Below are 23,551 nucleotides of genomic sequence, written 5' to 3'. Positions count from 1 at the left end.
AATGGGGGTCGCGAGGATCGAACTCGCCTAAGGCGAATTATGAGTTCGCTGCATTCACCAGATTGCTAGACCCCCGGCTCGCCCGCGAAAGGCCGGATCACCAGAGTCCCCGGATCGGCGGGGTCCAGGTGGTGGCCGGAGGACGGGCGGCAGCGGCGGCCCCGAGGCTGCCGCCGTAGCCGTTGGTGATGTCAGAGGTGCGCAACGGCATCAACGTGTGCTGATCGCTGAGGATCACCTCGTAGGTGTTCTCGATGGCCGAACCGTCCCAGACAATGTTCTGATCGGGGAACCCGAAGGCCACCACCCTGCCGCCGTCCCGACCAGGGATCGAGAGTCCCAAAACGTCGGTGACCTGATGGAGCAGGTTGACGCCCGAGGCATAGGGAGCCGAATAGCTGTAATAGCGCTGCTCCATCAGCTCGGGGACCGAGCGGGTCACGCCGCAGCGGGTGACCTCCACCGGACCGGTGCCGAACGACACTGGGGAAGGTGCTTCGAGGGTGGTGGTGCAGAGCACCGGACCGGCCAGGGCGGGAGCCACCGGTGCGGCGACCGCAAGCGGGGCCAGCGCAAGAAAGACCGCAAGGCGAGGGGAGGCGGGGCGCCGCGTGGAGCGAGAGAGGGGCGCGGACACTGCCAGGATCGGTGCTGTCATGGGGGCACAAGCCCCGACTCAGGGGCGATTTGCCCGCAGGTTAGCGACCTCTGACGCTTCCAACCATTCCTTTTCCCACTCCTGCCGCCCACCTGCTGCCACCGATGGTCTCCCTGCCCGCCGCCCCCGGCCAACAGCGCTCCACCCTGCTCGCCCTGCTGGCCGAGCGGGCCTACCGGCTGGGCGACTTCACCCTGGCCTCGGGCCGCCACAGCGAGCACTACGTCAACTGCAAACCGGTGAGTCTCAGCGGCACCGGCCTGGCCCTGCTCGGGCGGCGGATGCTGGCGGAGGTCGAGGCGGAAGCCGTCGCGGTGGCGGGGCTGACCCTCGGGGCCGACCCGCTGGTGAGTGCGGTGGCCCTGCAGGCCGCCCTCGAGGGCCGCTGCCTCGACGCCCTGATCGTGCGCAAGGAGGCCAAGGGCCACGGCACCGGGGCCTGGCTGGAGGGGCCCCTGCCGCCGGCCGGAAGCCGGATCACGGTGCTGGAGGACGTGGTGACCACCGGCGGCTCGGCCCTGAAGGCGGTGAGCCAGCTGCAGGAAGCGGGCTACCGGGTGGATCGTGTGGTGGCGATTGTCGACCGCCAGGAGGGCGGGGCCGAGGCGATGGAGGAGGCCGGGCTCGACCTGCGCAGCCTCTTCCTGCTCGAGGAGGTGGCCGCCACCGCCGCTGGCCTGGCCGGCCCGGCAGGCTGATCTCCGCGCCCGGCAACGCCATGAGCTCCTCCTCCATGCCCACCCCCTCCAGCGCCGAGTCCTGGCCATGGACGTGGGCGCCAGCGGCCGCCAGCCGCTGGTCCCGCCCGGTGGGGCTGGTGCGGCTCGAGGGGCCTGACACCCTCCGGGTGCTGCACGGCCAGACCAGCCAGGACCTGGAGGGCGCCAGGCCCGGGCAGTGGCTGGGCACCTGCTGCATCGGCCCGACCGCCCGCATGCGGGCGGTGGCCGAGGTGCTGGTGGACGGGACCGGTGCCTGGCTGGCGATCGTCGCCGGGGATCCACAGGCGGTGCACACCGCCCTCGACCGGGTGCTGTTTCCCGCCGACCGGGTGCGGCTCGGCCCCGTGACGGCGGCCGTGCTGCATCAGCCCCTGGGCACGGAGCGGCCCGACCCGACGGCCGCCGGCACCTGGAGCGCCCTTGAGGGCGCACCGGGCTGGCGGCTGGGGGAGGCCGTGCTGCTACCGGCCGACGCCCCTCTCCCCGCCTGGCTGGACGGGCGGCGGCCGCTGGACCCACAGGAGCAGGAACGCTGGAGACTCCAGCAGGGGCTGCCGGCAGTGCCGGGGGAGATCAACGAGGAGACGAACCCCTTCGAACTGGGACTCGCCGCCCGGGTGAGCCTGAGCAAGGGCTGCTACGTGGGGCAGGAGACCCTCGCCAAGCTCGCCACCTATGACGGGGTCAAGCGGCAGCTGCGGCGCTGGCACGCCGCCACTGCTCCCCCGGGGGGCATCGCTGCCGGCACCCCGCTGCTCGACGGGCAGGGGGGCCGGGCGGGCCTGATCACCTCGTGTCTGGAGCTCCCCGAGGGGGGCGGCTGGATCGGCCTGGCCCTGGTGCGCCGGGTCTGCCTGGGAGAAACGCAACTGGTGGCCGGGGCAGGCCCTGGCCCCCAGCTTCAGCTCTCGGTGCCGCCGGCCTTCGAGCCTCCGCCGGTGGGTGCCGGCGGCAGGTCGCCCTCCTGATCCAGGAGCCAGCGGGCCACGGTCCAGGTGGCCAGGCTGTCGTCCTGGTTGTAGCGGAAGATGCGCTGCAGCTTGCGGCTCAGGGCGCGCCGGCTCGGGCGTCGCGGCCCTTCGGAACCTTCCCGCCACTGCCGCCACCAGAGCAGGCACCGGGCACCGTCGACCCCTTTCTGGCTCCAGGTGAACCCGAGCCAGCCCGCCACGGCCTTGAGCCCGTAGCTGTTCACCGGCAGCAGCCAGTGGCGCCGCAGGCGGTGGTGCACGTCCACCAGCCGGGCCCGCAGCCGTTCCCGCTCCCGCTCGGAGGCCCCCTGGCGCTCGGCCAGGCGCAGCAGGGCGATCGACTCGGTCTCGCCGTAATGGAGCACGGGCCAGTCGGGGTAGCGGGCCAGCAGGGTGCGCAGCCGCCGCCAGAGCCGCTCCTCGCCGTGCTCCTGGAGGGCCATCAGGGGCTGGTAGCGGCCGAGGCTCTCCCCCGGGCCCGGGGCCTCGGGCCAGCGCCCGTCGGCTCCCCGCTCCAGCCTCACCAGGCCATGGAGGAAGTCGTCGCGGGCGTCGGGGTCGGATTCGATGTCGTAGAGCAGCACGCCGGGGGCCTCGGCCAGCTCGGGCAGGGCGGGGGTGGGGTCGGCTTCGCACCGCCTGGGGCCTCCCTCCCGCTGCACCAGGGCCTGGGCCACCAGCTTCGGGGCCACCTCCCGGTGCTGTTCCCCATGCTGGGCCAGGTCTTCGGCCAGGCGGTCCGGATCGGCCGCCGCCAGCTGGCCGAGGCTGGTGATGCCCAGCGCCAGCAGCAGTTCGCGGCGCTTGCCGCCGATGCCGCTCACTTCGCTCAGGTGCCCTTCAGCGGCGGCCACCCGATCGCAGGCGCCACGCCAGCTGCAGAGGGTGCACTTCTTGCGGTCGCTGACCAGGGGCGGCGGCTCGCTGCGTGCCAGATCGAGGTCCAGCCGCTCCAGGCTCTCATAGAGCTGGCGCTGCAGGCCGGTGCCCAGGGCCAGCCGCTCCCGCTCCAGCCCCCGGTCGGCACCCGCCACCACCAGGCCATGGGGCACGGGGGCCCGCTGCCGTTCCGCCAGCAGCCTTCCCCAGAGGGCGAGCAGCACACGGTGCTCCCGGGTGAGGCGGCGGCCCTGGCGGGCCAGCACGGGCCGGTAGCTGTGGGCCCCCCAGCAGCTGGGCCCCTCCACCCTCTCCAGCAGGCTCGGATGGGCCTCCAGGCGGGTCCCGCGGGGGCCGGTGCCCACCAGCCGCAGACCCACCACTCCGGGCTCACCGGCCCGGCAGGCCTCCTCCCCATGGCCGGGACGCTGGGGCAGCAGGCTCTGAAAGCTGCGCAACTGGTCGTCGAGGGCCAGGGCCCGGTGGGCGCTCCACTGCCGCTCTCGGGTGGGGCCATGGCGGTCGAGCCAGGCGCGGCGGCGGCAGCGCACCCAGCTGCGCAGCAGACGGTCGGTGAGAACGGGCGCGTCCGAAGACTGGGACATGGCCGCAGGCTAGGAGGGACGGTGGCCTGCCATCAGGCCGGCACCCGCTCCGGCCACCGGAAGGGGCCGGCCTGCTACGACCGGCCTGACCCTTCCCTGCGTCCGCGCCGCGCCATGGCCTCCGCCCCCCTGCCCCTCGCGGCCGGACCGATCCATTTCGGCACCGATGGCTGGCGGGGCATCCTCGGCGTGGACATCACCATGGAGCGCCTGCTGCCGGTGGCGGCTGCCGCGGCCCGGGAGCTGGCCGCCAGCGCCCCCGCCGGCCTGGACAGCCGTGAGGTGGTGATCGGCTACGACCGCCGCTTCCTGGCCCCGGAGCTGGCCGAAGCGATCGCCGCCGCCGTGAGGGGGGCCGAGCTGGTGCCCGTGCTGGCGGCCGCCCCTGTGCCCACCCCGGCCTGCAGCTGGGCGGTGGTGGAACGGCGGGCCCTGGGGGCCCTGGTGATCACCGCCAGCCACAACCCGCCGGAATGGCTGGGGCTGAAGATCAAGGGACCGTTCGGAGGCTCGGTGGAAGGCGACTTCACCGCCCGGGTGGAGCGGCGCCTGGAGGCGGGCGGGATCAGCGTGCCGATCGCCGGGACCACGGAACGTTTCGATGCCATGGGCACCTACCTGGCGGGACTGGGCGGCAAGATCGACGCCGCCGCCCTGGTGGAGGGCCTGGCGACCATCGGTCTGCAGGTGATCGTGGATCCCATGCACGGTTCCGCCGCCGGTGGGTTGCCAGCCCTCCTGGGGGAAGCCGGCGCCGCCGCCGGCGTGATCCGCGAGATCCGGGGGGAGCGGGATCCGCTCTTCGGCGGCCATCCCCCCGAACCGCTGGCGCCCTATCTGGAGCAGCTGATCGCCGAGGTGCGTCAGGCGTCGGCGGCGGGCCGGCCGACGGTGGGCATCGTCTTCGACGGCGACGGGGACCGCATCGCCGCCGTGGACGAGAACGGCCGCTTCTGCAGCACCCAGCTGCTGATGCCCCTGCTGATCGACCACCTGGCCCGGGCCCGGCAGCTCGAAGGCAGCGTCGTGAAGACCGTCAGCGGCTCCGACCTGATGGCCCTGGTGGCCGAGGACCTGGGCCGGCAGGTGATCGAGATGCCGGTGGGCTTCAAGTACATCGCCGCCGAGATGCTGAGCGGACGGGTGCTGGTGGGGGGCGAGGAATCGGGAGGGGTGGGCTTCGGCATCCACCTGCCCGAACGGGATGCCCTGTTCGCCGCCCTGCTGCTGATCGAGGCGCTGGTGGAGGGGGGCCTGCCCCTGGGCGCCCGCCTGGCGGCCCTGCAGGAGCGCTGCGGTGGCGCCAGCGTCTACGACCGTCTGGATCTGCGCCTGCCGGACATGGCCAGCCGGGCCCGGCTGGAGGCCCTGCTGGCCCAGGATCCACCCCGGGAGGTGGCCGGGGCAGCGGTGATGGCAGTGAACCGCACCGATGGCGTCAAGCTGCGCATGGGGGCCAGCCACTGGCTGATGCTGCGCTTCTCGGGCACCGAACCGCTGCTGCGGCTCTACTGCGAGGCCCCCGACGGCGATCGGGTGCAGGCGGTGCTGGCCTGGGCGCGTTGGCTGGCGGAGAGCATCTGATGACATCGCCGCTCACCGTGCTGGTGATCGCCAGCGGCAACGCCGGCAAGATCCGGGAATTCGCCCACCTGCTCGCCGGCCTGCCTCTGGAGGTGCGCCCCCAGCCAGAGGGCATGGAGGTGGAGGAAACGGGCAGCAGCTTCGCCGCCAACGCCCGTCTGAAGGCGGAAGCCGTGGCCCGCGCCACGGGCTGCTGGGCCCTGGCCGACGACTCGGGTCTGGCGGTGGCCGCCCTCGGCGGCGCCCCCGGCGTGCATTCGGCCCGCTACGCGGACAGCGACGCAGCCCGGATTGAGCGGCTGCTGCGGGAACTGGGGGAGGTCGAGCGGCAGCGGGCGGAGCGGGGCCAGCCGGCCGATCGCCGGGCGGACTTCGTGGCGGCCCTGGCGGTGGCCGATCCCTCCGGCACCATCCGGCTGGAGGTGGAGGGCCACTGCGGCGGGCTGATCCTGGACGCTCCCCGGGGGAGCGGCGGCTTCGGCTACGACCCGGTGTTCCTGGTGCCGGAAACGGGCCTGAGCTACGCGGAGATGGACCGATCCCTGAAGAGCCGTCTTGGCCATCGGGGCCGGGCCTTCGCCCTGCTGGAACCGCGGCTGAGGGCAGTGCTGCAGGCCGGCGACGGATCCCCCTGACCCTCAGAGTGCCCCCAGGTCCCCCACCGCCGGCTTCCAGCCCTGCAGGCGCCAGTCGACACCCCCGCTCAGCACCATGGGATCCTCACGCACCAGGGCCTCGGCGGCCGCGTGATCCTCAGCCTGCAGCAGCAGCAGGCCGCCCCCACCGGGCCGTCCCTGGTCATCGACGAGATAGCCGCTGCTGATCGCGATCCCCTCCTGCCTCAGGCGTTCCACCCAGCGGTGATGGGCACGGAGGTGGGGGAGGAGTTCCGCGTGGGACCACCGGAACGTCTCGGTCTTGATGAACCAGGCCATGGACGCCAGCATGCACCGACAGCAGGCCAGGCATTAGGACGGAGTCAGTCCGATTTCAGAGATTCCATGTCGAAATCCCAGCTCAGCGCCTTCCTTGCCAAGGTCACGGCCGATCCCGCCCTCAAGGCCCGGGTGGATGCAGCCGCCGACCCCGACGCGGTCGTGGCCATCGCCCTGAGCGAAGGTCATGTGTTCTCACCGGCCACCTACACGCGCTTCTCACGCGGCTGAGTCGGACTGAAGCGGGGCCCCCACCCAGCTGCCGTGCAGCCCATGGGGGATGGCCAGGGGCAGCTCCAGCACGGCCTGCTCCGCCATCGTGCCGGCCTCCAGGATGACCAGATCACTGGCACAGCGGGCACCGTTCCAGACCAGGCACAGCACCCAGCCGTCGTCCTCTGCGGTGGCTCCCGGCCGCGGCACCATCACCGGCTCGCTCACGAACCCACGGGGCGCCGCACTCCAGACCCGCTGCTCGCCGCTGGCCAGGTCGAGCTTCATCAGGGCCTGCAGGGGGTCGTTGCCCCGCTCCCGCTCGGCCACGGCCATCCAGGCATAGCGGCTCTCCAGGCCCACGCGGGCGGGAGGCACCATGGCGAATTCACAGGTGCGCTCGCTCAGCCGGGTGGTGGTGACGCTGCCGCTGGCCAGATCAAGCCGGGAGCGCTCCAGCAGACCCTCCGGGATGCGATCGAAGTCCACCTCGCGGAAGTCCTGGTCGGGTCCGATCGAAGGGAAATCGGCGTAGAAGATGCTGTCGACCACCACCGCATCGCCGTCCTCCCAGGCATTGAGGTGGTGGAACACGAAGCCTTCCGGTGCCTCCAGAATCCGCGGTTCCTGGCCGGCGAAGGCCCCATCCTGACGGGGGATGAGCCAGAACTGACCGCGGGCGCCGGGACGGGATTTGAGGCACTGGGCGGCGCCCTTGCGACCCAGGAGATAAGGGAGCGGGTTGAAGTCGATGGCGTTCTGCAGGAACACCGCCCAGTTGGGGGTGATGGCGAAGTCGTGCAGGAAGGCGAAGCCGCCGAAGCTGTGCTGGCTGTCGGCGATCAGGCGGCCGGCGTCGGGGCCGGAGGCCGCGAACTCCATCAACCGGATGGTGCTGCGGGGTCCCGCCTTGACGCCGAAGGTGACCATGCGGCGATCGCCGTGATGGCCGGGTTCGAAGCGGGGGTGGGCGCTGAACGCCTCACCGGGCTTGAGCACCCCATCCAGCAGGCTGAGGCCACGGGTTTCGAGGCTGACCGGATCGAGGGCGTGGGGAGAACTGGCTTCCCACAGGGCCAGCAGCTGGTCGCCGAGGCGCACCACATGGGTGTTGGCGATGTTCTTGAGCCGCAGGTCGAAGGCATTGGCCAGGGGGCCGCCTGGCTTGGGAGTGCCGAAGACACCGCGGTAGAGGAAGCGGCCGGCCTGCTCCTCTGCCTGCCAGCCCTCGGTCCGGACGAAGCGGTTGCTGAGGTGAACGCCACCGGCGTCGAAGCGCAGGGCGGTGATCATCCCGTCGCCGTCGAAAGGGTGATGCACCCAGTGGCCGTCGCGCTCGAGGCGGCCGGGACCGTTGCGATAGAGGGTGCCGCTCAGTTCGGCCGGGACCGTGCCGCATGCGGCGACCACGGCCTCGTCACTCAACTCCAGGCTGACGTTGCGGAAGGCGCTGGCCCAGTCGGCACGGTCGTAGGGGCTGGCCGGCGTGGGCGCCGTGGATGCCGCGGCAGAGGAGGGAGCAACGGTCATCGGATCAGCCCACGGGAGAAAAAGCGCCAGGCGCTTTTCCATCATCACGTGACGGAGTATGAAGCCGTGGGCCGGTGACCCGCCCTTTTCAGAGGTCGCAGGGCGGCGTTGTGGCCGGGCAAGGGGGCTGGGGAGCGGCGCAGGGGGCCTCCAGAACCTGGCCAGGGGGGCAGTCGGCGGCCCGGGCCGGAGAGCCGAAGGCCATCACGGCCACGGTGGCCGCGGCCACGCCCGCCGCAAGCAGAAGGGGGTTGCGCATGGAATCCGGACGTCTGGATCGATGTTAATCGCGGTGCGAGCGGTTGGCCTCAGCGGCCGCGCCGGACCTTCAACCTGCGTGGCCGGCCCGCTCCAGCACTCCCTTGCTGCTGGGAACAGCACCACCGCGACGGGGATCGATCTCCACGGCCTGATCGAGGGCCCGGGCGAAGGCCTTGAAACAGGCCTCGACGATGTGGTGGGAGTTCACCCCCGCCAGCTGGCGGATGTGCAGGGTCAGCCCGGCGTTGTTGACCACCGCCACGAAGAACTCGCGCACCAGCTCGGTGTCATAGGTGCCGATCCGCTGGCCGGGAATGGTGAGGTCGTAACTGAGGTGAGGCCGGCCGGAGCAGTCGAGGGCCACCTGCACCAGGGCCTCGTCGAGGGGGGCCAGGAAATGGCCGAAGCGGCGGATGCCGCGCCGATCCGCCAGGGCCTGGGCGAGGGCCTGGCCCAGGGCGATGCCCACGTCCTCATTGGTGTGGTGATCATCGATGTGGGTGTCGCCACTGGCGCTCACCTTCAGATCCACCAACCCGTGGCTGGCCAGCTGGTGGAGCATGTGGTCGAGGAAAGGCACGCCGGTGGCCACCTGGCAGCGGCCGGTGCCATCCAGATCGAGGGCCACATGCACGTCGGTTTCGCCGGTGACCCGATGGACCTCGCCGGTGCGTGGGGGGCTGATGGACACGCGGGCTGAAGCGATGGACCGAATCCGAATCATGCCAAAGCCTCTCCGGGAACGCCTGGTGTGCAGCGCTACGGCAGGACGACGGCTCCGGTGGTGGGGTGATGCGCCGCCATCACGACCCCTGCATGCACCCCGACCCCAGGGCCATCCTTGACCAGCTGCGGGAGGGACACCAGCGGTTCCTGGATGGGCATCTGCTCCATCCCCACAGCGACCGCAGCCGGATGCTGGAGGTGGAGACGGGCCAGCACCCGGTGGCGGCGATCCTGGGTTGCGCCGATTCGCGGGTGCCGGTGGAGCTGCTGTTCGACACCGGCTTCGGCGACCTGTTCGTGGTCCGCAACGCCGGCACCATGAGCACGGTGGCGGCCATCGCCTCGCTGGAATACGCGGTGAGTCACCTGCAGGTGTCGGTGATCGTGGTGCTGGGCCACGCCGCCTGCGGGGCGATCTCCGCCGCCTTCGACCGCAGCCTCACCCTGACCCCGAGCCTGGCCCAGGTGGTGGGCCAGCTGCGCATGGAGCTGTTCAGTCTGGGGGCCGAGGAGGACCTGGAGCAGGCCTGCCGCCACCACGTGCTCAACGCGGCCCGCAACCTGGTGGACTCCAGCGTGATGCTCACCGACCGGCTGCGCAGCGGCCGCCTGCAGGTGGAAGCCGCCTACTACAACCTCCACACCACCAGCATCGAGTGGATGGGCGCCCTGATGCCCATGCCCCAGGCCTGAGCCCCGCTGCACACCCCACCTAGGTTGAGCGGGCCTCCAGGCAAAGGACGCCCGCCATCGCCTCTCCACTGCTGCGGGACGCACGGGGGATCCTGGCCCTGCCGGAGCTGCCGGTCACCGCCCAGACCCGATACACCGATGGGGTGCTGTGGGATCCCCAGGCCAGCGACATCGTCGTCGAGGCCCTGCATGCCGTCAGAACACCCCCGCGGCGCCAGGACGCGGATCTCGACGACAACCGGCTTGCCGCTGCGGTGCCTGAGGCCCGGAACGGGGGCAGGTGCATTGAGGGTCCGGCGATCTTCGGCGGCAACCTGATCAAGCATTTCGGTCACTTCCTGCACGAATGCCTGGGCCGGCTGTGGTGGCTCGGCGACCCGGCCAGCCTGCCGGCATCGGCCCGGGAACCGGCGCGGGAGCTGATCAGCGGGCTGCGGGATGGGAACGCCTGCGTGCATTTCTTCGTCTCCCGCTGGCTGGAGCCCACCACTGACCTCTCCCCCTACATGGACGAGGTGCTCGTGGCCCTCGGGCTGCCCCGGGAACGGATCCGGATCCTGCGTGAACCGGTACGTTTCGAGCAGCTGCTGATCCCGGCCCAGAGCTGGGGGTTTGATTACGACGAACCGGCCTGGAACGCCCATCTCGGCTGCGACTGCCGCCGGTTGATGCGCTCCCTGCTGGCCGGCTACAGGATCCCGGCCGAGGCCGAGGCCGGCAGACAACCGGCGCCAGAGAAGCTCTACGTCAGCCGCAGCGGACTGCCCATGCCCATGGGGCGCCTGATCGGCGACGTGGTGCTGGACCGGGTGCTGACGGATGCCGGATACGGGCTCTATCAACCTGAACGCCACAGCATCGCCGACCAGATCCGCAGCTACTCCCAGGCCCGCGACCTGGTCTTCATGGATGGCAGCGCCCTTTACCTCCTCTGGTTCAGCCGCCTGCGGCCCGGCACCCGCATCAGCGTGATCCTCAGGCGCCGTGAGGGGCACTGGATGTGCGCGCAGCTGCGGCGGCTGCTGCCGGAGACCCCGGGGCTGCGCTGGCGTGTCCTCGATGCACTGATCGGCGAGCGACTCACCTCGGAGAAGGACTGGGAATCCCACAACCTTGCCGACATCGCCAGCCTCGCCCGCCAGCTGGTCCCGGCCGGCGGTCTGAGCCCCGAGGTCATGGAGCCGCTGCTGGCCAGCTACGTCGAGGCGGTCGTGGATGACTGCAGCGACATCCAGGTGAAGGGGATCCTCCGGGGGCTGATCCACCACCTCCTCGTGGCGCCCGGTGCCGCCGTGCGCAGGCGGGCCTGGCCTGGCGCCCGTCTCCGCCAGCGGCTGGGGCGCCTCCTGCGCCGGGTGCTCACATTCCGGTGATGCAGTAGCCCGCGTCCACATAGATCACCTGGCCGGTGATGCCGCTGGCCAGGGGACTGGCCAGGAAGGCGGCCGTGCTGCCCACCTCGTCCTGGGTGACGGTGCGACGCAGGGGGGCCTTCTCCTCCACGTTGTGGATCATGTCGAGGATGCCGCCGATGGCGGAGCTGGCCAGGGTGCGTATCGGACCGGCGCTGATGGCGTTCACCCGCACCTGCTTCTGGGGGCCGAGCTCAGCCGCCAGATAACGCACCGAGGCCTCCAGGGCCGCCTTGGCCACGCCCATCACGTTGTAGTTGGGGATGGCCCGCTCGGCCCCCAGGTAGCTGAGGGTGATCACACTGGCGCCCTCGCTGAACAGGGGCTTGGCGCCGCGGCAGAGGGGGGCCAGGGAATAGGCGCTCACCTCCAGGGCCCGGGCGAACCCCTCGGGACTGATGGCGCTGTAGTCACCCACCAGTTCCTCCTTGCCCGCGAAGGCCAGGCAGTGCACCAGCACGTCGAGCTGGCCCCACTGCTCGCCGATGCGCCGGAACACGGCCTCGATCTGGGCCGGATCCTGCACGTTCAGGGGCTCGAACAGGGTGGGGTTCAGGGACGCGGTGAGCTCGCGCACCTTGGCCTCGAAGCGGCCCTTCTCATCGGGCAGATAGGTGACGCCCAGCTCGCAGCCGGCCGCCGCCAGCTGCTGGGCGATGCCCCAGGCGATCGAGCGGTTGTTGGCGATGCCGGTGACGAGAGCCTTCTTGCCGCGCAGATCGAGGAGCATGGGGGTTCAGGGTGCCGGAGGGCGAAGCAGTGCGATCCGGCGATTCTCCCCCACCCGCTGCGGCGCCTTGCCCCGATCCGGTCTCCGATGCCATGGCGCTGGAGGGTCAGGACCTCGACTGGGGAGACGCCGTGGGTGACCTGCCGCGTCACTTCGTCAGCCGTGGCGCGCTGGTGGAGGAGCTGGAGCGGCGGATCGCTGGCGCAGGAGCGCGATCGGATGCCGGCCACGGCCAGGCCCCGGGGCCGATCCGAGGCGGGCGCCGGCAAGCTCTGCGACTTCTGGGGACGATCGATCCCGCCGCCTACGGCGCCAGCCGCAACCACCTCGATGGCGCCGTCACCGGCCTGTCCCCCTACATCCGCCACGGGGTGCTCACCCTGGCGGAGGTGCGGGATGCCGTGTTCCGGCGGCTGGGGGAGAAGGGGCTGACGGGGGCAGAGGCCCAGCGGCAGGGAGGGAAGCTGATCAGCGAGCTGGGCTGGCGCGACTACTGGCAGCGCCTCTGGCGGCGCTGGGGCGACGGCATCTGGGACGACCGGGAGCCGCTGAAGACCGGCCACGCCGCTGCGGCCTACACCAGCGAACTTCCGGCCGACATTCGCGAGGGCCGGACCGGCCTGGCCTGCATGGACGCCTTCGCCGCCGATCTGGTGGGCGTCGGCTGGCTGCACAACCACGCCCGGATGTGGCTGGCGGCCTACGTGGTGCACTGGCGTCGGGTGCGCTGGCAGGCGGGGGCCCGCTGGTTCCTGCAGCACCTGCTGGACGGCGATCCGGCCAGCAACAACCTCAGCTGGCAGTGGGTGGCCAGCAGCTTCGGCAGCAAGCCCTATCTGTTCAACCGGGCGAATCTGGAGCGCTTCGGCGGCAGCCGCTTCTGCCGCAGCTGCGGGCGGGCGGCAAGCGGCTGCCCCTTCGAGGCCAGCTATGAGACGCTCCAGGCCCGGCTGTTCCCGCCGGCGGCGACGGATCTGGCCCGGGCCACGCCGACGCAGCCCTGGCAGGGATCCGCTGGCGGCCCCGGCGGCGACACCCCCCGACAGCCGGTGCTCTGGATCCACGGGGAAGCCCTTGGTCCCGCCAACCCCGCCCTGCGGAAGCACCCGGGTGCGCCGGCCCTGTTCGTCTTCGACAGGGAGCTGATCACCGGGGGCACCGCCACCACGGGAGGGCGGAGCGGTGATGCCAGCCCCCTGAGCCGGAAGCGACTGGTGTTTCTCTACGAATGCCTGCTGGAGCTGCCGGTGACGATCCGCTGGGGAGATGTGGCCGAGCAGGTGGTGAGCTTCGCCCGCCGCCTGGGGGCCGATGGGGTGATCACCAGCCAGGCGGTGGACCCCCGCTTCGAGGGGGTGCGGGCCCGGATCGCCGCGGCCCTGCCGGTGCAGGTGCTGGCGCCCGATCCCTTCGTGCCCCTGCCGGACGACCCGGAGTCTCGCCTCGATCTGCGTCGTTTCAGCCGCTACTGGGGAACCGCCGAGCCCGCCGTCTGGCGCCTCCTGCCCCGGGGGGACGGCCGTTGATGGGCCTCGTTCCCGAGCCCTGGCCCGGAGCGGATGCCCCCGGGATGGCGGCACCGCCGGGAGCATGGCCGGGGCCGGAATCGCCTCCCAGACTGCTGCTGATCGATCGGCGTGCGCCCGGCACCCGGGCGCTGGCCGGACCCCTGCAGGGCCTGCTGGATCCGGCGGAGGCGCTCCGGCTGGAGAAACTGCGACGGCAGGAGGATCGCGAACGCTTCCTGCTGGGGCGTGGCCTGCTGCGCCTGATGCTGGGGTCCTGGCTGGGCCGGGAACCGGCTGCCGTCGCCATCGGGAACGGACCGTACGGAAAGCCGGAGCTGATGACGCGAAGCAGCTCAGGGCCGGAAGGGGAGGCCCCCCCACCCCGTTTCAATGTGTCCCACTCGGGGGATCTGATCCTGCTGGGCTTCCATCCCAGCCGGGAGGTGGGGGTGGATGTGGAGCGGCTGCGCCCGGTGCCGGAGTGGGAGGGGATCGCCCGGCGCTGCCTGGCGGCGGCGGAGCGGGAAGCGATCCGGGCCCTGCCGGAGCGCGACCGGGGGGATGCCTTCCTGGCGGCCTGGTGCCGGCTGGAGGCACAGCTGAAAGCCAGGGGCCTGGGGCTGTTCGGCATCGAACCGCAGCGGGCCGGCAGCACGGGGGAGGTCTGGCCCCTGGCCCTCCCGCTGGGCTATGTGGGCGCCGCGGCCCTGGCCTGAGGACGACTGGAGGCGCCTGACACGAAGCCTCCTGGGGCCCCTCAGAGGCCGCCGGGGTGGGCCTCCAGGGGCTCCTCGAGATCGTCCGGGGTGAGGGGCAGACCCAGCAGCTTCTTTTCCGCCCGCCGGATCGCCCGGGGGGTGCTGAGCAGCTCGGGTTCCTCCAGCAGGGGCAGGACCGGGGGGCGATAGTCGGCCGCGCTGCGGGGCGGCGGCTCCCAGACGAAGACGCTGCGGGGGGCCCGCCGGCGGCAGAGGCCCTCCGCCTGGCGCCGCAGGGCCAGCCGCACCGGCCCCCGCTCCTGGGCCTGGAAGAACTCCTCCCGCGGGGCGAGACCGAAGCTGCTGGGGTGGGGGCCGTTGCCGCCCCGCAGCCGGGCCGGATCGGGAATCCAGCGGGGCCGGCACAGGCCGGGTTGGCTGGTGTCGGTTTCGATCCAGATGTGCAACCCCTCCCCGCCGGGCCGGTTCACCACCGCCAGGCCGTCATCGGGCTGGTGCCGCGGCAGGGGGTAGACCCAACCGCTCGGGCGCTGCTCGGCGGGCACACAGCCACCGATCGCAACGGCGAGCAGAACGGCCACCAGGGCTGCAGCCGGCAGGCGCGGGGCCGGCAGTCCCGAGAAGGGCACAGAGCGGGGCGAGCGTCGGCGAGGATCATCCTTACCCGGCATTCGCCTGCGCTCTGCAGCAAGGGAGGCAGATCCCATGGTCCTCACCGCTTCCACCATGCTGCCCCTGGGCACCCCGTTGCCGCTGGCGGCGATGGAGGAGGGACTGCGGCCGGTCATCGGTGGCGGGATCGAGGGCGCCAGCCTGGCCGGACGGCCGGTGCTGGTGCTGTTCCTCTGCCCCCACTGCCCCTTCGTGAAGCACGTGGAGGCGGAACTGACGCGGCTGCAGGCCGATCTGGCCGGCAAGCTGAGCCTGATCGCCATCTGCAGCAACAGCACCGCCAGCCATCCCCAGGACGGCCCCGAGGGCATGGCTGCCCAGGCCCGGACCCACGGCTGGACCTTCCCCTACCTTCACGATCCGGAGCAGAGCGTGGCCCGGACCTTCCGGGCCGCCTGCACCCCGGACCCCTTCCTGTTCGACGCCGCCCACCGGCTCGCCTACCGGGGCCAGCTGGACAGCAGCCGTCCCGGCGGCAGCCCCTGCGACGGCAGGGATCTGCGGGCCGCCCTGGGGGCCGTGCTGGCGGGGCGACCGGTGCCGGAACCCCAGCGTCCGGCGATCGGCTGCAACATCAAATGGCATCCCGGGGCCGAGCCCCCCTGGTTCGGCGCCTGAACGGCGGGCGGCGGGCTCCCCAGACCGAATCCGCAGGCTTAATGTTGCCGCCATGCATGTGCCCCCCTTCAGTCTCAGCGAGCAACTGCGGCAGCTCGGAGACGCCCTCGATCAGGCCGTTCTGGAGGTGTTGCGCAGCGGCCAGTACATCGGGGGCACCACCATCAGCGGCTTCGAGGCCGCCTTTGCCGCCGCCTGCGCCGTGCCCCATGCCATCGGCTGCAACAGCGGCACCGATGCCCTGGTGCTGGCCCTGCGGGGCCTGGGGATCGGGGCCGGCGATGAGGTGATCACCAGTTCGTTCAGCTTCTTCGCCACCGCCGAGGCGATCAGCGCCGTGGGGGCGACGCCGGTGTTCGTGGACGTGGACCCGGACACCTACCTGATCGATCCGGAGGCGATCGATGCCGCCATCACCCCCGCCACCCGGGCCCTGATGCCGGTGCATCTGTTCGGCCGGCCGGTGGACATGGAGCGGATCGGCGCCATCGCCGCCACCCACAACCTGCGGGTGATCGAAGACTGCGCCCAGGCCAGTGGCGCCAGCTGGGCCGGCCGGCCGGTGGGGGGCTGGGGGGATGCCGGCTGCTTCAGCTTCTTCCCCACCAAGAACCTCGGCGCCGCCGGCGACGGCGGCATGGTGGTCTGCCGCGACCCGGAGCTGGCCCAGCGGATCCGGGAGCTGGCGGTGCACGGCATGCCCCGCCGCTACCTGCACACCGAGCTGGGCTACAACAGCCGACTCGATGCCCTGCAGGCGGCCGTTCTCTCGGTGAAACTGCCCCACCTTGCCGGCTGGGTGGAGCGCCGCCGGGCCATCGCCGAGCGCTACCAGCGGGACCTGGCGGGGCTGCCGGGCCTGGTGCCTGCGGCTCCTGGCCCGGAAGGTCACAGCTGGAACCAGTTCGTGGTGCGGGTGCCCCGCTGCCCGGCGGCCGGCAGCGCCTGCGCGGGGGGCTGCATCCCCGCTGCCGACAGCGCCAGCTACGGCCTGCCCGAAGCCTGCTGCCGCGACTGGCTCAAGCAGCAGCTCCAGGACGTGGGCGTGACCACGATCATCTACTACCCGATTCCCATCCACCGCCAGCCGGCCTACGCCGACCTGGGCTATGGCCCCGGCAGCCTGCCGGTCACCGAGCGGCTCTGCGCTGAGGTGCTCAGCCTGCCGATCTTCCCCGAACTCAGCGCCGAGCAGCAGGACAGCGTCATCGCCGCGGTGCGGCAGCTGGTGGGGGCTGAGGCGGTCGCCGCCTGAACGGTTCGGCGGCCCCGCCCGACTAGCCCTTCGGCAAGCCGGCGTGGAGGGCCTTGAAGCGGGCCTGCTGCAACTTGTGGCTGACGATGACCTCGGGGTAACCGCGCCGTTCCAGGGGGGCGATCTCCCCGCTGATCAGATCGGCGGTGGCCACATGGGCCAGTTCCGGCAGCCAGCGGCGGATGTAGACGGCCTCCGGATCAAAGCGGGCCGCCTGGGTGGAGGGGTTGAAGATGCGCAGGGGCTTGGGATCCATGCCGCTGCTGGCACTCCACTGCCAGCCGCCGTTGTTGGCGGCCAGATCGCCGTCCACCAGGCGGGCCATGAAGGCCCGCTCGCCGTGGCGCCAGTCGACGATCAGATCCTTGACCAGATAGGAGGCCACCACCATGCGGCAGCGGTTGTGCATCCAGCCGCTTTCATTCAGCTGGCGCATGGCGGCGTCGATGATCGGCAGGCCGGTGAGCCCCTGCTCCCACGCAGCCAGCCGCGCCGGGTCGTTCTCCCAGGGGAAGTGGCGCCACTGGGGCCGGTAAGGGCCGTCGGCCAGCTCGGGGAAATGGAACAGGGCCTGCTGGTAGAACTCGCGCCAGGCCAGCTCCTGCTCCCACACGCCGATGGAGGTGAGGGCCTCCTCGCTGCGGGCGAGCTGGCGGGCGGCCTGGGCGGCAGCCCAGGCCTGGCGGGGGCTGAGGGTGCCGAACTTGAGGGCGGCCGAGAGTCCGGAGGTGCCGGCCTCACCGGGGAGATTCCGCCCGGGCTCGTAGGCGGCCAGGGCCCCGCCGTTGACGCCGCCATCGGCGAAGGCCGCCAGCTGGGCGGCGGCGGCCGCCTCCCCGGGGCGGCAGGGGCAGAGGTCGGCGCCGCCGAAGGTGAAACCCAGGGCCTCGGCCGTGGGCACGGCCTCCAGCCGGGGCAGCTCGTTCCAGAGGGCCGCCCGTTCCGCAGGGAAGGCGGCGGGATCCAGATCCTGCAGGCCGGTGGGGGCCGCCACCGGCTCCAGCCCCCCGGCCGCCGCCGAGCCGAGCCCCGCGCGCCCCTCCAGCTGGCCGCGCCAGTTGCGCAGGAACGGGCCATAGACGCGGTAGGGCTCGCCGGCTCCGGTGCGGATCGCCTCCGGCGCCACCAGCAGCTGGTCCCAGTCGACCAGCACCCGGGTGGCCTGGCCGCGCAGGGCCGCCGCCACCCGCCGGTCGCGCTCGCGGCCGTAGGGCTCCACATCCCGGTTCCAGGCCACCACGGCGGCTCCGGTGGCCCGGGCCGCCAGGGGCACTAAAGCCTCCGGGTCGCCCCGCAGCAGCAGCAACCGGCTGCCGGCCGCCTGCCAGCGGGCCGCCAGTTCCTGCAGGCTCTGGCAGAGGAACCAGATCCGGGCCGGCGCCATGGCCGGATCGGCCAGGAGCGCCGGGTCGAGCACGAACAGGCCGGTGACGGCGGGGGTGGCGGCGGCGGCGGCGGCCAGGCCCAGGTTGTCGGCCAGGCGCAGGTCGCGCCGGTGCCAGAACAGCCAGCGCTCCAAGGACCCCGGAGCGGCCATCAGAGGGCCAGCAGCTGGCGGGCGCGGAACCAGGCGGTCACGGTCTTGCCGTCGAGGGCCTCATCGCCGCTGGCGATGGCCGCATCCAGGGCGGCCGGCTCCAGCAGCAGCACCTCCATGTCCTCGTCGTCGTCCCCGGGGGGGCGGTCCTGGAGGAGGGTGAGATCCCGGGCCAGGAACAGGTGGATCAGCTCGTCGGAGTAGCCGGGGCAGGGGTGCATGGCGCCCAGGGGATCCCAGCGGCTGGCGCTGTAGCCCGTCTCCTCCTCCAGCTCCCGCTGCATCGAGCCCAGGGGCTGCTCCCCCTCCTCCAGGGTGCCGGCCGGAAACTCCAGCAGCCTGCCCGCCACGGCGAAGCGGTACTGGCGCAGGATCACCACCCGGCCATCGGCGAGCACGGGCACCGCCAGGGAGGCGCCGGGATGGCGGATCACCCCGTAGGTGCCCTCGATGCCGATGGGCAGCACCACCCGGTTGAGCTCGAAGCGCACCTTGCGGGCCTGGAGAGCGGCGGTGGTTTCCAGGTGGGTGGGGGGCTCGGGGGGCGGCAGGGGAGCCATGGGGCAGGCGGTTCGGGCCCCCAGTGTGCCCGGCATGCGCCGCCGGCGCGGTTCAGGGCCCCTCGGGCCAGCCGGGGCGGCCCGGCAGGGGCCGCGGGGGGATCTCGCCCGGCCGGGCCAGCAGGGCCGCCAGCCGATCGTCCGCGTTGACCTCCTCCCCCGGCAGCCGGAGAGTGGGATCGATCGCCGCCAGGGGAGCGAGCACGAAGGTGCGCTCGCCCAGGCGCGGGTGGGGCAGCACCAGCTCCGGGCCGGCACAGGTGAGGTCGCCGCACCAGAGCAGGTCGAGATCGAGGCTGCGCGGTCCCCAGCGCTCGCGGCGCACCCGGCCGAAGCGGGCTTCCAGCCGCAACAGCTCCTCCAGCAGCGCGGCAGGGGCCGAGGCCACCGCCGCGCTGCTGGGGAGAGTGGGAAGGGTGAGCAGCAGTGCCCCATTGAGAAAGGGGGGCTGCCCCGGCGGACCGCCGACCGGAACCGTGCGAAACAGAGGCGACCATCGGAGGCTCATGGCGCTGCCGCGCCGCGGCGCATCGGCCCAGGCCTCCGCCCAGGCGCCCAGCCGGGCGCTCAGCAGGGGCCGCACGGCCAGCAGGATGGCGAGCGAATCGCCGAGGTTGGCCCCCAGACCGATGGCAATGGATGGCATCAGCGAAGCAGCCGGAGACTGGCGCCGACGGGGATCCCGGCGGGTCGCTGATCAGCCGGACGAGGGTGCCGGCCACCGGCCTCCCTGATCGGGCCGAGATCAATGGGCTGCACTCTTTCGCCGCACGCGTTGCCCTCCACGGTTGGTTTCCAGATATCGCGGGCCTTCGCGGGCGGCGAGGACGCGATCAGAGCGACCCCCAAACGGGTGTGCAGACTGATTCCGTCTGACGGGGAAGCCATCTGGTGAGACTGAGAAACAGCCTGCGGCGGGTCAAGAACTCTCTGATGCGATCCCTTGTCGATCAGATCCTCTGGCAGCTGGCGGAAGAGATGCCGGAGAGCCTCCCCCAGCTTCTGGCCCCGCACATCCGGCTGGCCATGGGGATACCGAGGCCCCTGGGATCTCCCCTGGTCGGTGCGAAGCATGACCAGACGAGCGACGATTTTCTGCAGCAGCATCAGCAGGCACAGGAGCCACTGGCCGAGGCCAGCACGCTGGATCTGGGTTGCGGGACGGTGCCCCGCAACCCCTTCAAGGCGGGGCGGTCCCACGGGATCGACATCCGCAACATCCCGGAGCATGGGGTGGTTTCGGCCGATCTCAGCAATGGACCGATTCCCTTTCCCGATTCCTGCTTCGACTTCGTGACGGCCTTCGACTTCATCGAACACGTTCCCCGGGTGGTCTGTACCGCCGGGAGCACCCGCTTCCCCTTCGTGGCGCTGATGGATGAGATTCACCGCGTGCTCAAACCGGGCGGCATCTTCTTCTCCAAGACACCGGCCTTTCCCTCCCAGGAAGTGTTTCAGGATCCCACCCATGTGAACCCGATCACGGAGAACACCCTGCCGCTCTACTTCTGCCGGAAGGGGCAGGAGCACCCCTGGGCCCGGATGTACGGCTTCTCCGGAACCTTTGAACTGATGGCCCAGGGCCACAGCCTCCACGACCTGCTGACACTGATGCGGAAGGCCTGACCCCCATCGGCGAGACTGACCTGCCCCCACCCTGCCTCCGCCCCCATGGTCGTCAGCGGCAGCTTTCCCCTGGCGGCCATCACCGGCCACGGCACCCTGAAGCTGGCGCTGCTGCTGGCGGCGGTGGATCCGGGTCTGGGCGGGGTGGTGATCGCGGGGGGGCGCGGCACGGGCAAGTCGGTGCTGGCGAGGGGGCTGCATGCGCTGCTGCCGCCGATCGACGTGATCGACCTGGCGGACGGCCCCGGCCTGCTGCAGGCCGACCCCACCCGGCCCGACGAATGGGACGCGGCCACCCGAAGCCGCATCACCGAGTTGGGCGGCGATCCCAGCGGCGCCGATCCGGCCGCCCTGCTGCCCACCAAGGTGATCCCGGCCCCCTTCATCCAGGTGCCCCTGGGGGTCACCGAAGACCGGCTGATCGGCTCGGTGGACGTGGCCGCCTCCCTGAACGCCGGGGCGCCGGTGTTCCAGCCGGGGCTGCTGGCGGAGGCCCACCGGGGGGTGCTCTATGTCGATGAGCTCAACCTGCTCGACGACGGCATCACCAACCTGCTGCTGGCGGCGGTGGGCTCGGGGGAGAACCGGATCGAGCGGGAGGGGCTGAGCCTGGCCCACCCCTGCCGCTGCCTGCTGATCGCCACCTACAACCCGGAGGAGGGGGCGGTGCGCGACCACCTGCTGGATCGCTTCGCCATCGCCCTGTCGGCCAACCAGCTCCTGGCCACCGAGCAGCGGGTGGCGATCACCCGTTCGGCCCTCGACCACGGCGAATCCAGCGGCGCCTTCCGGGCCCGCTGGCAGGAGGAGACCGAGGCCCTGGCGACCCAGCTGCTGCTGGCCCGCCAGTGGCTGCCCGACGTGGCCATCGAGCGGGAGCAGATCCGCTACCTGGTGCTCGAGGCCCTGCGCGGCGGCGTGGAGGGGCACCGGGCCGAGCTCTACGCGGTGCGGGTGGCCCGGGCCCATGCGGCCCTGTGCGGCCGCGACCGGGTGGAGGCCGACGATCTGCAGGTGGCGGTGCGGCTGGTGATCGCCCCGCGGGCCCTGCAGCTGCCCCCGCCGGACCCGGACCAGCCGATGGAGCCCCCACCGCCGCCGCCGCCCCAGGGGGAGCAGCCCCCCGAAGAGCCGGAGCCCGACGAGAACGAGTCCCCCGAAGACGAGTCCCCCGAAGAGGAGGAGCCGCCCGAAGAGGACGACAACCCCGAAGACCAGGCCCCGCCCCAGATTCCGGAGGAGTTCCTGCTCGATCCGGAGGCCACCGCCATCGACCCGGACCTGCTGCTGTTCGCCTCGGCCAAGGCCAAGAGCGGCGGCAGCGGCAGCCGGGCGGTGGTGTTCAGCGACAGCCGCGGCCGCTACGTGAAACCGATGCTGCCCCGCGGTCCCGTGCGCCGCATCGCCGTGGATGCCACCCTGCGGGCCGCGGCGCCGTATCAGAAGGCCCGGCGGGCCCGGGAGCCCCACCGGCGGGTGATCGTGGAGGAGGGCGACCTGCGGGCCAAGCAGCTGCAGCGCAAGGCGGGGGCCCTGGTGATCTTCCTGGTGGATGCCAGCGGCTCAATGGCCCTCAACCGCATGCAGAGCGCCAAGGGGGCCGTGATCCGGCTGCTCACCGAGGCCTACGAAAACCGCGACGAGGTGGCCCTGATCCCCTTCCGCGGCGAGCAGGCCGAAGTGCTGCTGCCCCCCACCCGCTCGATCACCGCCGCCCGCCGGCGGCTGGAATCGATGCCCTGCGGCGGCGGATCGCCCCTGGCCCACGGCCTCACCCAGGCCGCCCGGGTGGGGGCCAACGCCCTGGCCACCGGCGACCTGGGCCAGGTGGTGGTGGTGGCGATCACCGATGGCCGCGGCAACGTGCCCCTGAGCCGATCCCTGGGCCAGCCGGTGCTGGAGGGGGAGGAGCCGGTGGATCTCAAGGAGGAGCTGCGCCAGGTGGCAGGCCGGTACCGGGCCCTGGGCCTGAAGCTGCTGGTGATCGACACCGAGCGCAAGTTCATCGGCAGCGGCATGGGCAAGGAGCTGGCCGAGGCGGCCGGCGGCCGTTATGTGCAGTTGCCGAAGGCGAGCGACCAGGCCATCGCCGCCATCGCCATGGAGGCGATCAACGGTTTCTGACGGTGGGGGCGAGCCGGTCCTGGGCCGCCTGGCGGGCCGCCTCGGCCTCCTTCCGCCGCGCCTCCTGGCGGGCCTGCCGATCGCGGGCAGCGTCGACCCTGGCGGGGTAGAGCTCCTCGAAGAACTTGCCGAGGCCGATCGAGACGCTGCGGATGCCGTCGAGGAACTTCGGGTCGCCGGTGAGCTTGCTCATATCCCCGCCTACGGCCGACCAGCGATCGGTGAGCTGCTTGGCGTTGGCCAGGGTGGCCTGAAGGTCGGCGAGGGTCCTGGGGTTGTCGAGGGCCGCGGCGAGGTTGCTGACGTGCTTGCTGGCCTTGGCCGCGTCAGCGCTGGCGAGGTTGAGGTTGCTGAGGATGGGATCCACCTTGCCCACCGAGCGGTTCAGATTGAGCACCAGCTTCTGGGCGTCGCTCAGGAACACCTCGCCGCTCTTGGTGAGCTTCTCGGTTTCCTTGGCCGTCTTGGCGAAGGCGGCGGTGGCCGCCACCATCTGGGTCACCAGCTGTTCGCGTTCGGCCTGTTCAAGCAGGTTCTGCACCGTCTGGGTGACGGTGTCGAGGTTGGCGGCGGCGATGCCGCTCACCTTGCCGCCGTCGCAGACCATGCGGCTGTCGTTGCAGCCCGGCTCCCGGGGGCCGGGCAGGCTGGCCGGCAGGGGGCCGCCGCCGGCCAGCAGCGACACCTGGGCATCACCCCCCAGCAGGGAGGCGGCAGCGACCCTGGCCACCAGGGGCCGGGCCAGGCGCAGGCGCGGGTCGGTGATCTCGAGATCGGCGACAACCGCGGAGTCGGTGACCCTGATCTTGCGTACATTGCCCACCAGCACGCCGCGATAGCTGACCGGCGAGCGCTCCGCCAGGCCGGCGGCATCGGCGAAGGAGGCCCGGATGGTCCAGGTGTTGCGGCTCAGGGAGATGCCGCGCAGCCAGAACCACAGGCCCAGGCCGCTGGCGATGGCGGCGAGCAGGGAGAATCCAACCAGGGCTTCACGAACACTCCGGCGCATGGGC

The 23,551-nt window shown here is 72.0% G+C and carries 25 protein-coding genes and 1 tRNA gene; 13 read left to right on the top strand and 13 right to left on the bottom strand.

The genetic code is table 11. The features are described from left to right. Positions 1-2: 2 nt before the first annotated feature. Positions 3-75, bottom strand: a tRNA-Ile gene (locus KUG41_RS05720). A 22-nt stretch (positions 76-97) separates the two neighbouring features. Continuing rightward, positions 98-658, bottom strand: coding sequence for an Occludin/ELL family protein (locus tag KUG41_RS05715; RefSeq protein WP_216901981.1), 561 nt, complete (start codon positions 656-658; stop codon positions 98-100). 104 nt (positions 659-762) lie between these two features. Between KUG41_RS05715 and pyrE the strand changes: the two genes are divergently transcribed. Both pyrE and KUG41_RS05705 read left to right on the top strand, forming a co-directional pair. Beyond that, the gene (pyrE, locus tag KUG41_RS05710) at positions 763-1,356 is read left to right on the top strand and encodes an orotate phosphoribosyltransferase (protein WP_216901972.1); all 594 of its coding nucleotides are present in this window, start codon (positions 763-765) and stop codon (positions 1,354-1,356) included. 20 nt (positions 1,357-1,376) lie between these two features. Then, entirely contained in the window at positions 1,377-2,348 is a 972-nt protein-coding gene (locus KUG41_RS05705) for a folate-binding protein YgfZ (RefSeq protein ID WP_254216873.1), read from the top strand. Here KUG41_RS05705 and KUG41_RS05700 read toward each other — a convergent pair. Next, positions 2,282-3,835: a TM0106 family RecB-like putative nuclease gene (locus tag KUG41_RS05700; RefSeq protein ID WP_216901970.1), complete on the bottom strand. Its 1,554-nt coding sequence runs from the start codon at positions 3,833-3,835 to the stop codon at positions 2,282-2,284. The genes KUG41_RS05705 and KUG41_RS05700 overlap by 67 nt on opposite strands. A gap of 114 nt (positions 3,836-3,949) precedes the next feature. Between KUG41_RS05700 and KUG41_RS05695 the strand changes: the two genes are divergently transcribed. Both KUG41_RS05695 and rdgB read left to right on the top strand, forming a co-directional pair. Then, entirely contained in the window at positions 3,950-5,419 is a 1,470-nt protein-coding gene (locus KUG41_RS05695; protein WP_216902032.1) for a phosphoglucomutase/phosphomannomutase family protein, read from the top strand. After that, positions 5,419-6,054, top strand: coding sequence for an RdgB/HAM1 family non-canonical purine NTP pyrophosphatase (rdgB, locus tag KUG41_RS05690; protein WP_216901968.1), 636 nt, complete (start codon positions 5,419-5,421; stop codon positions 6,052-6,054). The genes KUG41_RS05695 and rdgB overlap by 1 nt, the downstream gene beginning before the upstream one ends. Positions 6,055-6,057: 3 nt before the next feature. Here the strand turns inward: rdgB and KUG41_RS05685 are convergent, their stop codons facing one another. After that, positions 6,058-6,354: a YciI family protein gene (locus KUG41_RS05685; protein ID WP_216902030.1), complete on the bottom strand. Its 297-nt coding sequence runs from the start codon at positions 6,352-6,354 to the stop codon at positions 6,058-6,060. A gap of 66 nt (positions 6,355-6,420) precedes the next feature. On the opposite strand from KUG41_RS05685, the gene KUG41_RS05680 reads away from it, so the two are divergent. Beyond that, positions 6,421-6,585 (top strand): Nif11-like leader peptide family RiPP precursor, encoded by a 165-nt coding sequence (locus KUG41_RS05680; protein ID WP_216901966.1) that lies wholly within the window; start codon positions 6,421-6,423, stop codon positions 6,583-6,585. On the opposite strand, the gene KUG41_RS05675 is transcribed toward KUG41_RS05680, so the two are convergent. The 3 genes from KUG41_RS05675 to hisB form a co-directional block, all read right to left on the bottom strand. Then, entirely contained in the window at positions 6,574-8,097 is a 1,524-nt protein-coding gene (locus KUG41_RS05675) for a carotenoid oxygenase family protein (protein ID WP_216901964.1), read from the bottom strand. The genes KUG41_RS05680 and KUG41_RS05675 overlap by 12 nt on opposite strands. Before the next feature lie 88 nt (positions 8,098-8,185). Further along, complete coding sequence (locus KUG41_RS05670) at positions 8,186-8,356, bottom strand: hypothetical protein (RefSeq protein WP_216901962.1); 171 nt, start codon at positions 8,354-8,356, stop codon at positions 8,186-8,188. A gap of 69 nt (positions 8,357-8,425) precedes the next feature. Next, positions 8,426-9,082: an imidazoleglycerol-phosphate dehydratase HisB gene (gene hisB / locus KUG41_RS05665; RefSeq protein WP_216901960.1), complete on the bottom strand. Its 657-nt coding sequence runs from the start codon at positions 9,080-9,082 to the stop codon at positions 8,426-8,428. Positions 9,083-9,150: 68 nt separating this feature from the next. On the opposite strand from hisB, the gene KUG41_RS05660 reads away from it, so the two are divergent. Together KUG41_RS05660 and KUG41_RS05655 are read left to right on the top strand one after the other, a co-directional pair. Further along, complete coding sequence (locus KUG41_RS05660) at positions 9,151-9,777, top strand: carbonic anhydrase (RefSeq protein WP_254216872.1); 627 nt, start codon at positions 9,151-9,153, stop codon at positions 9,775-9,777. Positions 9,778-9,920: 143 nt separating this feature from the next. Further along, on the top strand, positions 9,921-11,150 hold the full coding sequence (locus tag KUG41_RS05655) for a glycosyltransferase family 61 protein (protein WP_216901958.1): 1,230 nt from the start codon (positions 9,921-9,923) through the stop codon (positions 11,148-11,150). Here the strand turns inward: KUG41_RS05655 and fabI are convergent. Beyond that, on the bottom strand, positions 11,137-11,919 hold the full coding sequence (fabI, locus tag KUG41_RS05650) for an enoyl-ACP reductase FabI (RefSeq protein WP_216901956.1): 783 nt from the start codon (positions 11,917-11,919) through the stop codon (positions 11,137-11,139). The genes KUG41_RS05655 and fabI overlap by 14 nt on opposite strands. Before the next feature lie 29 nt (positions 11,920-11,948). Between fabI and KUG41_RS16075 the strand changes: the two genes are divergently transcribed. Next, entirely contained in the window at positions 11,949-13,445 is a 1,497-nt protein-coding gene (locus tag KUG41_RS16075; protein WP_371734040.1) for an FAD-binding domain-containing protein, read from the top strand. After that, complete coding sequence (locus KUG41_RS05640; protein WP_216901954.1) at positions 13,445-14,143, top strand: 4'-phosphopantetheinyl transferase superfamily protein; 699 nt, start codon at positions 13,445-13,447, stop codon at positions 14,141-14,143. The genes KUG41_RS16075 and KUG41_RS05640 overlap by 1 nt, the downstream gene beginning before the upstream one ends. Before the next feature lie 41 nt (positions 14,144-14,184). On the opposite strand, the gene KUG41_RS05635 is transcribed toward KUG41_RS05640, so the two are convergent. Then, positions 14,185-14,775 (bottom strand): hypothetical protein, encoded by a 591-nt coding sequence (locus tag KUG41_RS05635; RefSeq protein WP_371734039.1) that lies wholly within the window; start codon positions 14,773-14,775, stop codon positions 14,185-14,187. A 76-nt stretch (positions 14,776-14,851) separates the two neighbouring features. Between KUG41_RS05635 and KUG41_RS05630 the strand changes: the two genes are divergently transcribed. Both KUG41_RS05630 and KUG41_RS05625 read left to right on the top strand, forming a co-directional pair. After that, positions 14,852-15,436, top strand: a complete 585-nt coding sequence (locus KUG41_RS05630) for a thioredoxin family protein (RefSeq protein WP_216901952.1) — start codon at positions 14,852-14,854, stop codon at positions 15,434-15,436. A 52-nt stretch (positions 15,437-15,488) separates the two neighbouring features. Beyond that, complete coding sequence (locus tag KUG41_RS05625) at positions 15,489-16,691, top strand: DegT/DnrJ/EryC1/StrS aminotransferase family protein (RefSeq protein WP_216901950.1); 1,203 nt, start codon at positions 15,489-15,491, stop codon at positions 16,689-16,691. A gap of 22 nt (positions 16,692-16,713) precedes the next feature. Here the strand turns inward: KUG41_RS05625 and KUG41_RS05620 are convergent, their stop codons facing one another. Genes KUG41_RS05620 through folK form a run of 3 tightly spaced genes read right to left on the bottom strand, consistent with a single transcriptional unit; the run spans position 16,714 to position 19,434 of the window. After that, positions 16,714-18,228 carry an FAD-binding domain-containing protein gene (locus tag KUG41_RS05620; RefSeq protein ID WP_216901948.1) on the bottom strand — a complete coding sequence of 505 codons (1,515 nt, stop codon included), beginning with the start codon at positions 18,226-18,228 and terminating at the stop codon, positions 16,714-16,716. Then, positions 18,228-18,788 carry an NUDIX domain-containing protein gene (locus KUG41_RS05615; protein WP_216901946.1) on the bottom strand — a complete coding sequence of 187 codons (561 nt, stop codon included), beginning with the start codon at positions 18,786-18,788 and terminating at the stop codon, positions 18,228-18,230. The genes KUG41_RS05620 and KUG41_RS05615 overlap by 1 nt, the downstream gene beginning before the upstream one ends. A 52-nt stretch (positions 18,789-18,840) precedes the next feature. Further along, on the bottom strand, positions 18,841-19,434 hold the full coding sequence (folK, locus tag KUG41_RS05610) for a 2-amino-4-hydroxy-6-hydroxymethyldihydropteridine diphosphokinase (RefSeq protein ID WP_216901944.1): 594 nt from the start codon (positions 19,432-19,434) through the stop codon (positions 18,841-18,843). 287 nt (positions 19,435-19,721) lie between these two features. Here folK and KUG41_RS05605 point away from each other — a divergent pair, with 287 nt between their 5' ends. After that, the gene (locus KUG41_RS05605) at positions 19,722-20,414 is read left to right on the top strand and encodes a class I SAM-dependent methyltransferase (protein ID WP_254216871.1); all 693 of its coding nucleotides are present in this window, start codon (positions 19,722-19,724) and stop codon (positions 20,412-20,414) included. A 45-nt stretch (positions 20,415-20,459) separates the two neighbouring features. Then, the gene (gene bchD / locus KUG41_RS05600; RefSeq protein WP_216901942.1) at positions 20,460-22,538 is read left to right on the top strand and encodes a magnesium chelatase ATPase subunit D; all 2,079 of its coding nucleotides are present in this window, start codon (positions 20,460-20,462) and stop codon (positions 22,536-22,538) included. Here bchD and KUG41_RS05595 read toward each other — a convergent pair. Further along, the gene (locus KUG41_RS05595; protein ID WP_216901940.1) at positions 22,525-23,547 is read right to left on the bottom strand and encodes an MlaD family protein; all 1,023 of its coding nucleotides are present in this window, start codon (positions 23,545-23,547) and stop codon (positions 22,525-22,527) included. The two genes, bchD and KUG41_RS05595, sit on opposite strands and share 14 nt — an antisense overlap. Between the last annotated feature and the right edge of the window lie 4 nt (positions 23,548-23,551).

It is taken from the genome of Synechococcus sp. CCY 9618 (assembly GCF_019038415.1).
GTDB lineage: Bacteria > Cyanobacteriota > Cyanobacteriia > PCC-6307 > Cyanobiaceae > Cyanobium.
The sequence above is the reverse complement of the archived record's forward strand: the minus strand, read 5'-3'. Positions and strand labels throughout refer to the sequence as shown.

What these genes read in the sequence shown, in the direction of transcription:
- KUG41_RS05605 (WP_254216871.1), top strand. Translation starts at nt 19,722, where the DNA reads ATGCGATCCCTTGTCGATCAGATCCTCTGGCAGCTGGCGGAAGAGATG.
- KUG41_RS05705 (WP_254216873.1), top strand. Translation starts at nt 1,377, where the DNA reads ATGAGCTCCTCCTCCATGCCCACCCCCTCCAGCGCCGAGTCCTGGCCA.
- bchD (WP_216901942.1), top strand. Translation starts at nt 20,460, where the DNA reads ATGGTCGTCAGCGGCAGCTTTCCCCTGGCGGCCATCACCGGCCACGGC.
- KUG41_RS05670 (WP_216901962.1), bottom strand. Translation starts at nt 8,356, where the DNA reads ATGCGCAACCCCCTTCTGCTTGCGGCGGGCGTGGCCGCGGCCACCGTG.
- rdgB (WP_216901968.1), top strand. Translation starts at nt 5,419, where the DNA reads ATGACATCGCCGCTCACCGTGCTGGTGATCGCCAGCGGCAACGCCGGC.
- KUG41_RS05625 (WP_216901950.1), top strand. Translation starts at nt 15,489, where the DNA reads ATGCATGTGCCCCCCTTCAGTCTCAGCGAGCAACTGCGGCAGCTCGGA.
- KUG41_RS05615 (WP_216901946.1), bottom strand. Translation starts at nt 18,788, where the DNA reads ATGGCTCCCCTGCCGCCCCCCGAGCCCCCCACCCACCTGGAAACCACC.
- KUG41_RS05695 (WP_216902032.1), top strand. Translation starts at nt 3,950, where the DNA reads ATGGCCTCCGCCCCCCTGCCCCTCGCGGCCGGACCGATCCATTTCGGC.
- fabI (WP_216901956.1), bottom strand. Translation starts at nt 11,919, where the DNA reads ATGCTCCTCGATCTGCGCGGCAAGAAGGCTCTCGTCACCGGCATCGCC.
- KUG41_RS05680 (WP_216901966.1), top strand. Translation starts at nt 6,421, where the DNA reads ATGTCGAAATCCCAGCTCAGCGCCTTCCTTGCCAAGGTCACGGCCGAT.
- KUG41_RS05660 (WP_254216872.1), top strand. Translation starts at nt 9,151, where the DNA reads ATGCGCCGCCATCACGACCCCTGCATGCACCCCGACCCCAGGGCCATC.
- folK (WP_216901944.1), bottom strand. Translation starts at nt 19,434, where the DNA reads ATGCCATCCATTGCCATCGGTCTGGGGGCCAACCTCGGCGATTCGCTC.
- KUG41_RS05715 (WP_216901981.1), bottom strand. Translation starts at nt 658, where the DNA reads ATGACAGCACCGATCCTGGCAGTGTCCGCGCCCCTCTCTCGCTCCACG.
- KUG41_RS05630 (WP_216901952.1), top strand. Translation starts at nt 14,852, where the DNA reads ATGGTCCTCACCGCTTCCACCATGCTGCCCCTGGGCACCCCGTTGCCG.
- KUG41_RS05685 (WP_216902030.1), bottom strand. Translation starts at nt 6,354, where the DNA reads ATGGCCTGGTTCATCAAGACCGAGACGTTCCGGTGGTCCCACGCGGAA.
- KUG41_RS05675 (WP_216901964.1), bottom strand. Translation starts at nt 8,097, where the DNA reads ATGACCGTTGCTCCCTCCTCTGCCGCGGCATCCACGGCGCCCACGCCG.
- hisB (WP_216901960.1), bottom strand. Translation starts at nt 9,082, where the DNA reads ATGATTCGGATTCGGTCCATCGCTTCAGCCCGCGTGTCCATCAGCCCC.
- KUG41_RS05620 (WP_216901948.1), bottom strand. Translation starts at nt 18,228, where the DNA reads ATGGCCGCTCCGGGGTCCTTGGAGCGCTGGCTGTTCTGGCACCGGCGC.
- KUG41_RS05640 (WP_216901954.1), top strand. Translation starts at nt 13,445, where the DNA reads ATGGGCCTCGTTCCCGAGCCCTGGCCCGGAGCGGATGCCCCCGGGATG.
- KUG41_RS05700 (WP_216901970.1), bottom strand. Translation starts at nt 3,835, where the DNA reads ATGTCCCAGTCTTCGGACGCGCCCGTTCTCACCGACCGTCTGCTGCGC.
- KUG41_RS05595 (WP_216901940.1), bottom strand. Translation starts at nt 23,547, where the DNA reads ATGCGCCGGAGTGTTCGTGAAGCCCTGGTTGGATTCTCCCTGCTCGCC.
- pyrE (WP_216901972.1), top strand. Translation starts at nt 763, where the DNA reads ATGGTCTCCCTGCCCGCCGCCCCCGGCCAACAGCGCTCCACCCTGCTC.